The following is a 13,459-nucleotide window of genomic DNA, read 5'->3' as shown; positions in this document are numbered from 1 at the left end:
TCCACCTCATCGGCCGAAGCCAACGTGATCCGATGCACGGACAGTCGGGGTCGCACGACCAGCTCTTCGAGCAGCGTGCCGAAGTGCCGCACGAGCACCGCCATCCGTTCCCGGTCGAAGAGCGCCGTCGCGTACTCGACGACTCCGCTCAGTGAGCCGTCGGGCTGCTCGGTCAGGTACAGCGTCAGGTCGAACTTGGAGCCGTGCCAGGGCGTGGTGAACTCGGTGGCCCGCACGTCCGCGGCCTCGAATCCCGCGGGATCGGTGTTGTTCAGCGCGAACATGATCTGGAACAGCGGGTTGCGGGAAGGGTCCCGCTCCGGCGCCAGCTCGTCCACCAGCCGCTCGAACGGCACGTCCTGGTGGGCGAAGGCGTCCAGCGCCGTCTCCCGCACGCGGTCCACCGCCGCCAGGAACGACGGATCGCCGGACAGGTCGGTGCGCATCACCAGGGTGTTGACGAAGAAGCCGACCAGGCCCCGCACCTCGGCCCTGGTGCGGCCGGCCACCGGGGTGCCCACCACGATGTCGGTCAGGCCGGTGTGCCGGGCCAGCAGGACCTGGAACGCGGCCAGCAGCACCATGAACGGCGTCGCGCCGCGCGAGCGCCCGAGCTCCGTCAGGGCCTGCGCCGTCCGGGCCGGCACGGTGAACGGCAGGGTGGCGCCGGCCGGGTCGAAGACCGGGGGGCGGCTCCGGTCGGTGGCCAGCTCGGTCGCCGTCGCGCCGTCGAGCCCGGACCGCCAGTACGCCAGCTGCCCGGTCGCCGGGCCGGCGGGCTCGCGGCGCTGCCAGGCCGCGAAGTCGGCGTACTGCACCGGCAGCGGCTCCAGCGGGCTCGGCGTGCCGGTGGCGAACGCCGAGTAAGCGGCGGCGAGTTCACGGGCGAGCAGGCCGACCGACCAGCCGTCGAAGGCGATGTGGTGCAGGGCCAGGGACAGCACGTGGTGGTCCGCGGCGAGCCGCACCAGCCGGGCCCGCAGCGGCCAGTGGCCGGCCAGGTCGAACGGCGTCCTGGCCTCGCGCTCCAGCAACTCCGCCAGCCGCACCGGGCGTTCGGACGGGCTCAGGCCGCCGAGGTCCAGCTCGGCGAAGTCCGGATCGGCCGCCGGGTCCACCACCTGGACCGGCCGGTGCCCGTCCTCCCGGTAGCGGGTGCGCAGCACCTCGTGCCGCTCGGCCACCTCGCGCAGGGCCCGGCGCAGCGCCGGTACGTCCAGCGGCCCGCGCAGCTCCCAGCCGAGCGGCAGCACGTACTCGACGGTGCCGGGGCGCAGTTGCTCCAGCGTCCAGATCCGCTGCTGGGCGAAGGAGAGGGGCAGCCGCCGGTCGCGCGGTACGGGGCCGATCGCCCCGGACGCGCGCGCGGGCCCGGCGGCGCCGCGCAGGAGGCTGTCCAGCAGCGCCTGCCGCTGGTCCCCGGAACTCCCCGGCGCACGCCGGTTCGGCACTGTGCTCATCCCTCACGCACCTGCGACAACATCGACTCCACCTCGGCATCGGACAGTTGCATGACGTGCTCGGTGATCGCGCGCTGCAGCCGGTCGGCGAGCCGCGCGACCGTCGGCTCGTCGAACACGGCGCGCGCGGGCAGCGCGACGGGGAACCGGTCCCCCAGCAGCGTGACCACCTGGGTGGCCAGCAGCGAGTGGCCGCCCAGCTCGAAGAAGTCGTCGTCCACGCCGATCGGGTGCACGCCGAGCAGTTCGGTCCAGATCGCGGCGACGGCCTCCTCCAGCGGCGTCCTGGCCACCGCCTCCGGCGCGGCTCCGCCCGCTGCCGGCGCCGGCAGCGCCGCCCGGTCCACCTTGCCGTTCGGCGTGAGCGGCAGCCCGGCGAGCGTCACGAAGGCGGTCGGGACCAGGTGGTCCGGCAGCCGCTCCCGCAGGTACGCCCGCAACTGCGCGCCGGTGGGGGCCGCTTCGCCGTCGGGGACGACGTAGCCGACCAGCTGCTTGTCCCCGACCGCGGTCAGCCGCACGGCGACCGCCGCCGCGGCGAGTTCGGGGTGGTTCCCCAGTGCCGCCTCGATCTCGCCGGGCTCCACCCGGTGCCCGAGGATCTTCACCTGCTGGTCGCGCCGGCCCAGGAACCTGAACAGGCCGTCCTCCTGGCGGACCACCAGGTCTCCGGTGCGGTACAGCCGGCCGCCCGGCGTGGTGCCGAACGGGTCCGGCACGAAGCGCTCGGCGGTGAGGGCGGGCCGCCCGAGGTAGCCGCGGCCCACCCCGGGCCCGCCGACCAGCAGTTCGCCCTCCGCACCCGGCGGGGTGAGGCCGCCCCGGTCGTCCACGACGTACGCGGTGGTGTTGGTGATGGCGGTGCCGATCGGGATGCTGCCGCCCGTCTCGGCCGGCGTGATGCCGCGCCGGACGCAGCTGAACGTCGTGCACTCGGTGGGCCCGTAGCCGTTGCTGACCTCGACGCCGAGTTCGATCAGGGCCCGCACCTCGGCGGGCGGCGCCACGTCGCCGACCACGAGCACGTGGCGGACCCCGGCCAGGGCGGTGGGGCGGGTGCGCACCACGTGCTGGAACAGCCCGCTGGTGAGCATCAGCAGGGTGACGCCGTGGTCCCGGACCGCCCGCTCGACCGACTCGCCGGTGGGGATGCCCTGGGGAAGTACCGCCAGCCTGGCCCCGTTGGCCAGCGGGGCCCAGATCTCGAAGGTCGAGGCGTCGAAGGAGAGCGAAGCGAGCATCAGCACGACCTGCCCGGCGTCGAGGTCGACGTAGTCGACCCCGTGCACCAGCCGCAGCACGTTCCGGTGGGTGATCCCGACCCCCTTGGGCCGGCCCGTGGAGCCGGAGGTGTACATCAGGTAGGCGAGGTCGTCCGGGCGGACGGCGACCGGCGGCGCGGTGACCGGCAGGTCGGGCGCCACCCGTCCCTTGGTGATCAGGACGGCGCGCAGGCCCGGCACCGTGTCGAAGCGGTGCACCCACTCCGCCTGGACCAGCAGGATCCGGGCCCCGGAGTCGGCCGCCATGAACGCCAGCCGCTCGGCCGGGTACTCCGGGTCCAGCGGCACGTAGTAGCCGCCGGCCTTGAGCACGCCGAGCAGCGCGACCACCACCTCGATGTCCCGCCCCGCGCAGACCGCCACCGGGTCACCGGGGCCGATCCCGTGTTCGCCCAGCAGGTGCGCCACCTGGTTCGCCCTGACGTCCAGTTCGGCGTAGGTCAGCCGCTCGCCGGCGCACTCCAGCGCGACGGCCCACGGCGTGGCGGCCGCGTGCTGCGCGACCCGCTGGTGCAGGGGGGTGTCGGGCAGCGCCACGTGCTCGCTCCGCTCGCCCATCAGGCCTGGCTCGCCTGCTCCATGCGGCGGCGCAGGCTGAGCGGGCGCATGTCCGTCCACACCGTGTCGATGTGGTCCAGGCAGGCCTGCTTGAGCCCCTCGAAGCCCTCCCGGTACCAGCCGAGCGGCAGGTCCCGGTCCGCGAGCCAGATCGAGTACTGCTCCTCGTCGTTGTGGACCACGCAGTAGGTGCGCTCGTCGGTGCTCTCGTCAGCCATCCCGCTGTCCTCCCGCAGTGCTCGACCGGCCCTCGGGGTCCGGCGCTGTCGCAGGACAGCGTGCCGCAGGCCGGCTCCGCGCCCCCAGAGAAGAACCGACAGCGGAGTGCGCAGTCGTGCCGCGTGCAGGTCTGCCGGTCCCTCTCTACCGCGCGCCGCCGGGTGCTCGGCAGGCTGACCGCACGCCGACGTGGCGCTCTGTGGGAGGTGGCAGGTGAACGGTGGTTTCGGCCCGGAGGCCGACGTGGCGGCCGAGGCTGCGCAGGGGCAGCCGGTGCACTGCCCGACGTCCTTCGCCCAGGAACGGCTCTGGTTCCTCGACCAGTTGCGGCCGGGGGCGGCGGACTACCTGCTGCCGCTCGTACTGCGGATCACCGGACCGCTGGACGCCGGGACGCTGGTCCGGTCGGCGCAGGCGGTGCTGGACCGGCACGAGGTGCTGCGGACCCGGTACCCGGCGGTCCAGGGCGCGCCCGTCCAGGCGATCTCCGAGTACGCCGAACTCCCAGTCGAGCACATTGATCTGACGCATCTTCAGGTGAATGAGCGGGAGGCCGGGGTCCGCTTGGTCGTCGACCGGGGCATCCGCCGTCCGTTCGACCTGGCCACCGAACTGCCGCTGCGGCTGACCCTGCTCCGGCTCGCCGACGAGGAGCACCTGCTGCTGCTCGTGGTGCACCACATCGCCTTCGACGGCTGGTCCTGGGGCGTCCTGGCCCGGGAGCTCGACTCCTTCTACGGCGCCTTCACCGGCGGGGCCCCGCTTCCCGAGCCGCTCCCGGTGCAGTACGCCGACTTCGCCGACTGGCAGCGCGAGTACCTGTCCGGCGACCGGCTGGCCGGGGAACTCGCCTACTGGCGCGGCCGGCTGGCCGGGCTGACGCCGCTGGCCCTGCCGACGGACCGGCCGCGGCCTGCGGTCTGGGACGCGACCGGCGACAGCGTGGAGTTCGAGCTCGCCCCCGAACTGGTCGCGGCGGTCGGACGACTGGCCCGGGCACACGGCGCGACGCCGTTCATGGTGCTGCTCGCCGCCTTCCAGGCCCTGCTGGCCCGGCACACCGGCCAGCAGGACATCGCGGTGGGCACCCCGGTGGCGGGCCGGTCACTGGTGGAGGTGGAGGAGCTGGTCGGCTTCTTCACCAACACCCTGGTGATGCGGGCCGACCTGTCCGACGAGCCGTCCTTCCTCGACCTGCTGGCCCAGGTGCGGGAGACGGCGCTGGACGCCTTCACCCACCAGGACGTGCCGTTCGAGAGCCTGGTGGACGAGCTGGCGCCGGAGCGGGACCTCTCCCGCAACCCCCTCTTCCAGGTGTCCTTCGCCCTCCAGAACGCCGCCGCCCGGCCGTTCACCCTGCCCGGCCTGGACGTGCGGGTGGTCCCCACGGCCGGGGCCGGATCGGCCTTCGACCTGATGCTGCACGTGCTGGAACACGAGGACGGCTCCCTCTCCGGCTCCCTCCAGTACGCCACCGCCCTGTTCGACCGCGCCACCGCGGACCGTCTCGCCGAGCACTACGGACGGCTGCTGCGCGGCGTGGTGGCCGATCCGGCGGCCGCGGTCTCCCGGGTGTCGCTGTTGTCCGAGCGCGAGTCGGGGGTGTTGGCGGGGTTCAATGACACGGCGGTGGCCTATCCGGTGGGTGGGTTGTTGCACGGGTTGGTCGGGGAGCAGGTGGGGCGTTCTCCGGACGGGGTGGCGGTGCGGTTCGAGGGTGAGGGGCTGTCGTACGCGCGGCTCGACGAGCGTGCCGAGCGGTTGGCGTGGCGGTTGCGGGCGGCGGGGGTGGGGCCCGAGTCGGTGGTGGGGGTGTGTCTGCACCGCGGTCTGGACCTGCCGGTGGCGCTGCTGGGCGTCCTGAAGGCCGGCGGCGCGTATCTGCCCCTGGACCCGGGGTATCCCGCGCAGCGGCTGGCGCACATGCTCACCGACTCCGGCACACCCGTGGTGGTCACCAGCACCGACCTGGCGGCGAGCCTGCCCGGACACGGCGCCCGCACCGTCCTCATCGACGAACCCGCCGACGACGTGCCCGCGGACGGTGCGCTGCCGGTGGTGGATCCGGACAATCCGGCGTACGTGATCTACACCTCCGGTTCCACCGGCCTGCCCAAGGGCGTGGTCATCACCCACCGCGGGATCGTCAACCGCCTGCGCTGGATGCAGGACACCTACCACCTGGGCCCCGACGACCGCGTCCTCCAGAAGACCCCCTACAGCTTCGACGTGTCCGTCTGGGAACTCTTCTGGCCCCTGGCCACCGGAGCGACCCTCGTCATGGCCCGCCCCGACGGCCACCGCGACCCCGCCTACCTCGCCCACACCATCACCACCGAACACATCACCACCACCCACTTCGTCCCCGCCATGCTCCGCGCCTTCCTCGACACCCTCCCACCCACCACCACCCTCACCCCCCTACGCCGCGTCCTGTGCAGCGGCGAAGCCCTCCCCCAGGACCTCGCCGACGCCTTCCACCACCACCAGGCCACCCGACACGCCGAACTCCACAACCTCTACGGCCCCACCGAAGCCTCCGTCGACGTCACCGCCACCCCCTGCCCCCCAGGACAACCCGTCACCATCGGCCGCCCCATCGCCAACACCCGCACCCACATCCTCGACCACCACCTCACCCCCCAACCCCTCCACCTCACCGGCCAACTCGCCCTCGCCGGCATCCAACTCGCCCGCGGCTACCTGGGCCGCCCCGCCCTCACCGCCGACCGCTTCCGCCCCGACCCCGACCCCCACCACCCCGGCACCCGCCTCTACCTCACCGGCGACCAAGCCCACCACAACCCCGACGGCACCCTCACCTACCACGGCCGCACCGACCACCAGATCAAACACCACGGCCACCGCATCGAACTCGGCGAAATCGAAACCGCCCTCCGAACCCACCCCGCCATCACCCAAGCCGTCGTCACCCTCCACCACCACCACCTCACCGCCCACACCGTCACCACCCCCCACACCACCCCACCCACCCCCACCCAACTCCGCACCCACCTCGCCACCACCCTCCCCACCCACATGCTCCCCACCCACTACCACACCCTCCCCACCCTCCCCCTCACCCCCAACGGCAAAATCGACCGCAACAACCTCCCGACGCCGGACCAGCCGTCCTCGGAGCGCGAGTACCTGGCACCGCGCACCGCGCTGGAAGGCGCCGTCGCGGGAGTCTGGGCGGAGTTCCTCGACGTGCCGCGGATCGGGGTGCACGACGACTTCTTCGAGCTGGGCGGGCACTCGCTGCTGGCCGCCCGGGTCGCGTTCCGGCTGCGCGAGGAGCTCGGAGCCGAGCTGCCGCTGAGCGAGGTGTTCGCCGCCCGGACGGTGGCCGGACTGGCCGAGCTGATCGAGGCGGACCCGGGCCGCGCCCGGCCCGCCGTCCTCCCGCTGCCGCCCGGGCAGCCGGCGCCGCTCTCCTTCGCCCAGCAGCGGATGTGGTTCCTCGACCGGCTGGTGCCCGGCGCCACCGACTACCTGGTGCCGCTGCCGCTGCGGCTGCGCGGGCCGCTGGACGCGCCCGCGCTGCGGGCGGCGCTGGACGCACTGGTGGCCAGGCACGAGATCTTGCGCACCCGGTACGTCGAACGGGCGGGCGAGCTGACGCAGTTGACCGATCCGCCGGGCGAGGTGCCGGTGGCGTGGCTCGACCTGGCCGAGGAGCCGGGCGGCCCGGCCGAACGGGACCGGGCGCTGCGCGAGACGGTGGCGGCCGACCTGCGCCGCCCGTTCGACCTCTCCCGGGAGATCCCGGTGCGCGCGACGCTCGCCCGGATCGGCGCCGAGGACCATCTTTTCCTTCTGACGTTGCATCACATCGCCTCCGACGCCCGGTCCATCGAGGTGATCGGACAGGAACTCGGCGCGCTGTACGCGGCGTTCCTGGCCGGCGCGCCCACCCCGCTCACCGCGCCTGCGCTGCGGTACGCGGACTTCGCCGGCTGGCAGCGCGGCTGGGCCGAAGGCCCCGCCCAGGCCGGCCAACTCGCCTTCTGGCGCGAGCGGCTGGCGGGCGCCGCCACCCTGGACCTCCCCACCGACCGGCCGCGCCCGGCCACCCGGGACCCGCGCGGCCGCGACCACTTCAGCACCGTTCCGGCCGACGTGGCGCAGGCGGTGGTCGGGGTCGGGCGACGGCACGGCGCCACCCCGTTCATGGTGCTGCTCGCCGCCTTCCAGACGCTGCTCTCCCGCCACAGCGGCCAGACCGACATCGTGGTGGGCACCCCGGTGTCCGGTCGCGGCCAGGCCGAGGTGCAGGACCTGGTCGGGCTCTTCGTCAACACCCTGGTGCTGCGGGCCGACCTCTCCGGCGACCCGGCCTTCCCCGACCTCCTCCGCCGGGTCCGGGACGGCGCGCTCGCCGCCTACGCCCACCAGGACCTCCCGTTCGAGCACCTGGTGGACGAACTCGCGCCCGACCGGGACACCTCCCGCAACCCGCTCTTCCAGGTCGCCTTCGAGCTGCGGCACGCCGCCCCCGACCCGTTCGCCCTGGACGGCCTGCGGGTCGAGCCGTACCCGGTGGACTCGTCGGTCGCCAAGTTCGACCTGATGCTGTCGATCGAGGAACTGCCCGACGGCGCACTGCGCTGCGGCTTCGAGTACGCCACCGCGCTGTTCGACCAGGAGAGCGTGGAGCGGCTGGCGGACCACTACGGCCGGCTGCTGGCGGACCTGGCCGCCGATCCCGAGCGTCCGCTCAGCCGTTTCGACCTGCTGGACGCCCCCGAGCGCCACCGCCTCGACGAGGCCGGCCTCGGCCCGGTGGTGCCGCGGCCCGACCGCTGCCTGCACGAGCTCTTCGCCGACCAGGCCGCGCTCACCCCCGACGCCACCGCCGTGGTCTTCGGCGCCGAGGAGCTGACGTACCGCCGGCTCGACCGGCGCGCCAACCGGCTGGCCCGCCACCTGGTCGGCCTCGGCGCCGGACCCGAGGTCCCGGTGGCGGTGGCCCTGCGCCGCGGCCCCGACCTGGTCACCGCGCTGCTGGCGGTCCTCAAGGCGGGCGCGGTCTACGTGCCGGTCGACCCCGAGCACCCGGCGGCCCGCCGCGAACACCTGCTCCGGGACAGCGCGGCCGCCCTGCTGATCGCCGACCCCTCGCACGACCTGCCGGAGTTCCCGGCCCACGTCGTCCTCGACGGCGGGGACCCGGCCTTCCTGTCCGGCTACGACCCCGCCGCGCTGCCGCCGGTCGACCCGGCCTGCGCCGCGTACGCCGTCTACACCTCGGGATCGACCGGCCTGCCCAAGGGCGTGCTGGTGCCCCACGAGGGAATCCGCAACCGGGTGCTGTGGACCGTCGACCGGCACGGCCTCACGGCCGGCGACCGGATCCTCCAGAAGACCACGATCGGCTTCGACGCGGCGATGTGGGAGTTCCTGGCCCCGCTGGTGTGCGGCGCCACGATCGTGCTCGCGCCCGACGGCGCCCACCGCGACCCGGCCGCGATGCTCCGGGCGGTGGCCGAGCACGACGTCACCGTGCTGCAACTCGTGCCGTCGGTCCTGAGCACCCTGGTGGACCAGCCGGGCCTGGACCTGTGCACCAGCCTGCGCCTGGTGTTCTGCGCCGGCGAGCCGCTGCCGGCCCGCCTCTGCGACCGGCTGCTCAGCCGGGTGAAGGTGGAGCTGTACAACACCTACGGGCCCACCGAGTGCTCGATCGACGTGACCGCCTGGCGCTACCGGGCCGACGACCCGGCCCGGATCGTCTCCATCGGGCGCCCCCTGGACAACCTGCGGATCCTGGTCCTCGACCGGGACGACAACCTCGCCCCGGTCGGCGTCCCCGGCGAGCTGTGCGTGGTCGGCGTCGGACTGGCCCGCGGCTACCTGGGCCGCCCCGGGCTGACCGCCGAGCGGTTCGCCCCCAGCCCCTTCCCGCGGCAGCCCGGCGAGCGGCTCTACCGGACCGGGGACCGGGCACGGTGGTGCGCCGACGGCCGGATCGAGTACCTGGGCCGGATCGACGGCCAGCTCAAGGTCCGCGGGGTGCGGATCGAACCCGGCGAGGTGGAGGGCGTCCTGTGCGCCCACCCGGGCGTCGCCGCGGCCGTGGTCGGCGTGCAGCGCCGCGACGACGGGGACCACCGGCTGATCGCGCACGTGGTGCCCGCGGCCGCGGCGGTGCTCGACGCGCAGCGGCTGCGGTCGCACCTGGCGGGCCGGCTGCCGGAGGCGATGATCCCCTCCGCCTTCGTCCTGCTGGACGCGCTCCCGCTGACCGCGAGCGGCAAGGTCGACCGCGCGGCACTGCCCGCGCCCGACACCGGACGGACCGAGGCCGCGGGCGCGTACGTCGCACCGCGCTCCCCCGTCGAACAGACCCTGGCGGCGGTCTTCGCCGAGGTCCTGGGGCTGGAGCGGGTCGGCGCCAGGGACGACTTCTTCGCGCTCGGCGGGCACTCGCTACTCGCCACCCGGGTCGCCTTCCGGCTGCGCGACGCACTGGGCGTCGAGCTGCCGCTCGCCCAGGTCTTCGCCCTGCGCACCCCGACCCGGCTGGCCGAGCTGATCGAGGCCGGCTACCGGGGCGTCGAGCTGCCGCCCGTCACCCCCGCCCCCAGGACCGGCCCGCTGCCGCTCTCCTCCGCGCAGCAGCGGCTCTGGTTCCTCGACCGGCTGGAGCCCGGCAGCGCCGAGTACCTGGTGCCGACCGTGCTGCGGCTCACCGGCCGGCTGGACGAGCGGGCGCTCGGCCTGGCCCTGGACCACGTGGTGGCCCGGCACGAGGTGCTGCGCACCCGGTACACCGAGGCCGACGGGGTGCCCGTACAGGTGATCGACCCCGCGCGCCCGCTCGGCCTGGCCGCGCTGGACGTGCGCGGCTCGACCGAACGGGAGCTGCGCGAGCTGCTCGCCCGGGAGACCGGCCGGCCGTTCGCGCTCGACCGCGAGCCGCCGTTGCGGGCCGCACTGCTGCGGACCGCGGCCGAGGAGTGGCACCTCGTCCTGACGTTCCACCACATCGCCACCGACGCCTGGTCGACGGAGCTGGTCACCGGCGAGATCGGGCGGTCCTACCACTGCCTCACGCACGGCCTGCCGCTGCCGGGCGCCGCGCCCGCCGTGCAGTACGCCGACTTCGCCGCCTGGCAGCGCGACCGGCTGGACGAGCCGGTGGTCTCGGCGCAACTGTCCTACTGGAAGGAGCGGCTGGCCGGCCTCCAGCCGCTGGAGCTGCCGACCGACCGGCCGCGTCCGGCGGTGCGCGACCCGCACGGCGAACTGCTCGGCGTCGACGTGCCCGCCGATCTCGGCGCGGCGGTGGCGGCCGTCGCCCGGGCCCGTTCGGCGACCCCGTTCATGGTCCTGCTCGCCGCGTTCCACGTGCTGCTGGCACGCTACAGCGGGCAGTCCGACCTCGCGGTCGGCACCCCGGTGGCCGGCCGCACCCGTGCCGAGACGGAAGACCTGGCCGGCCTGTTCGTCAACACCGTGGTGCTGCGGGCCGACCTGTCGGGGGCCCCGACCTTCGCCGGACTGCTCGACCGGGTGCGGGCCGACGCCGTACAGGCCTACGCCCACCAGGACCTGCCGTTCGAGCGGCTGGTCGACGAGCTGCGCCCCGACCGCGACCCGTCCCGCAACCCGCTCTTCCAGGTGATGTTCGAGCTGCTGCACACCCGGCAGAGCCCGCTGGAGATCGACGGCGTCGAGGTCGAGGAACTCCAGGCCGACTGGCAGGTCGCCAAGTTCGACCTCACCGTCTCCTTCGAGGAGCGGCCGGACGGCACCCTCGCCTGCTCCTTCGAGTACGCCACGGCGCTCTTCGACCGGTCCACCGTGCGGCGGATGGCCCAGCACTACCTGCGACTGCTGCGCAGCGCCGTCGACATGCCGGACGCCCGGATCGGCGAGCTGGAGATGCTGACGGAGCCGGAACGGCGGCAGCTGCTCACCGACTGGCGCGGCACCGCGGCCGGGCAGCCGGGGCGCTGCGTGCCCGAGCTCTTCTCGGCGCGGGCCGCCGCCCAACCCGACGCGCTCGCCGTGGTCTTCGCCGGCCGGTCGGAGACCCGCCTGACCTATGCCGAACTCGACGCCAGGGCGAACCAGTTGGCTCACCACCTGCGGGCCGCCGGGGTCGGCCCGGAGAGCGTGGTCGGGGTCTGCCTGGAGCGCGGGCCCGATGTCGTGGTCGCCCTGCTCGGCGTCCTGAAGGCCGGCGGCTGCTACGTGCCGTTCGACCCCGAACACCCCGCCGAGCGGCTCGCCTTCATGCTGGCGGACGCCGGCGCCGGGACGGTGCTGACGCACAGCCGGTTCGCCGACCGCCTGGCCGCCGGGCGGGCGCGGGTGATCAGCCTGGACGGCGACCGCGCGGAGCTGGCGCAACATCCGACAACGGCCCCGGCGGTGACCGTCGATCCGGAGCAGCTCGCGTACGTCATCTACACGTCCGGGTCCACCGGACAGCCCAAGGGCGTACTGATCCAGCACGGCTCCTACGCCCACCACTGCGAGGTCATCGCCGAGGCCTACGGCATCGGCGCCGACGACCGCGTCGTGCTGCTGTCGGCGCTCACCTTCGACGTGGCCATGGACCAGATCGCGGCCACCCTGCTGGCCGGCGCCACCGTGGTGGTGAGCGATCCGCTGTTCTGGAGCCCGGCCGAACTGGCGGACCGGCTGGCCGAGCACCGGGTCACGATCATGGAGATCACCCCGGCCTACTACCGCGAACTGCTCGCCGGCCTCGGGCCGGACGACCGCCGGCTGGACCGGCTGCGGCTGATGAACGTCGGCAGCGACGTGGTCACGGTGGACGACGCCCGGCACTGGGCCGCCACCGGCCTGCCCGCCCGCTTCCTGTGCAACTACGGCCCGACCGAGGCCACCGTCACCTGCGTCCTGCACCCCGTCAGCGGCGAACTGCCGGGCGCCCGCGGGGAGTCCACGCTGCCGATCGGCCGTCCTGTGCCCGGCACCACGGCGTACGTCCTCGATCCCGACCTCAACCCGGTGCCGGTCGGGGTGCCCGGCGAGCTGTACCTCGGCGGGGTGCGGGTCGCCCGCGGCTACCACCGCAGGCCCGCGCTGACCGCCGAGCGCTTCGTCCCCGACCCGTTCTCGCCCGCGCCCGGCCGCCTGTACCGCACCGGCGACCTGGTCCGCTACGCGGCCGACGGGGTCATCGAGTTCCTCGGCCGGATCGACCAGCAGGTCAAGATCCGGGGGTTCCGGATCGAACTCGGCGAGATCGAGGCGGTGCTCGCCCAGCACCCCGGGATCCGGGCGGTCGCCGTGGTGGCCCGGGACCTGCGGCCCGGCGACCGCCGTCTGGTGGCCTACCTCGTCCCCCGGGACGGCACGGCCCCCGACATCGCGGCCCTGCGCGCCTTCCTGGGCGACCAGCTCCCCGAGTACATGATCCCCTCGCTCTGGGTGGAACTGCCCGAACTGCCGCTCACCAGCAGCAAGAAGGTGGACCGCAAGGCCCTCCCGGCCCCCGAGGCCGGCCGCCCGCAGCTGGAGCGCGACTACCTCGCGCCCCGCACCCCCGCGGAGGAGCTGATCGCGCGGACCTGGGGCGAGGTGCTGGGCCTCGACCGGATCGGCGTGCACGACGGCTTCTTCGACCTCGGCGGGCACTCGCTGCTCGCCACCCGGGTGCTGGCCCGGCTGCGCCTGGCGTTCGCGGTCGAGCTGCCGCTGCGCCTGCTCTTCGAGGCGCCGACCATCGCCCTCCAGGCGGAGGCCGTCGAGCGGGCGGTCGAGGACGAGATCGCCGGGCTCTCCGACGAGGAGGTCGCGGCACTGCTCGCCGAGGAGGCGTAGCACCGGCGCCCTTCATGGGGGCATCGCCCCCATGTTTCTCCCCGGGCCCTGCTGGGGGCGCGGGGACGCGCCCCACGGCCGTGCGGCCCCCGCCGTCCGCCCGGCAGCCGGTGCCGGGCGGACGGCGGGGGCCGT

The 13,459-nt window shown here is 74.4% G+C and carries 4 protein-coding genes; 1 reads left to right on the top strand and 3 read right to left on the bottom strand.

Features of this window, described 5'->3' with window-relative positions; translation table 11 throughout:
* The 3 genes from BU198_RS26605 to BU198_RS26595 form a co-directional block, all read right to left on the bottom strand.
* Nucleotides 1–1,460: condensation domain-containing protein (locus BU198_RS26605; RefSeq protein WP_223244970.1), on the bottom strand; the 1,460-nt coding region annotated here is incomplete at its 3' end.
* On the bottom strand, nt 1,457–3,301 hold the full coding sequence (locus BU198_RS26600) for a non-ribosomal peptide synthetase (protein WP_188299413.1): 1,845 nt from the start codon (nt 3,299–3,301) through the stop codon (nt 1,457–1,459). The genes BU198_RS26605 and BU198_RS26600, both read right to left, overlap by 4 nt.
* Nucleotides 3,301–3,519 carry an MbtH family protein gene (locus BU198_RS26595; RefSeq protein ID WP_188299412.1) on the bottom strand — a complete coding sequence of 73 codons (219 nt, stop codon included), beginning with the start codon at nt 3,517–3,519 and terminating at the stop codon, nt 3,301–3,303. Before BU198_RS26595 ends, BU198_RS26600 begins: the two co-directional genes overlap by 1 nt.
* Nucleotides 3,520–3,733: 214 nt before the next feature.
* On the opposite strand from BU198_RS26595, the gene BU198_RS26590 reads away from it, so the two are divergent.
* Nucleotides 3,734–13,324, top strand: coding sequence for a non-ribosomal peptide synthetase (locus BU198_RS26590; RefSeq protein ID WP_188299411.1), 9,591 nt, complete (start codon nt 3,734–3,736; stop codon nt 13,322–13,324).
* Nucleotides 13,325–13,459: the final 135 nt, after the last annotated feature.

Origin of the sequence: Streptomyces sp. CBMA156, assembly GCF_014596515.1 — a bacterium.
In the GTDB taxonomy this organism is placed as follows: domain Bacteria; phylum Actinomycetota; class Actinomycetes; order Streptomycetales; family Streptomycetaceae; genus Kitasatospora.
Note: the sequence above shows the minus strand (reverse complement) of the source record. Positions and strands in the feature narration are given on the sequence as shown.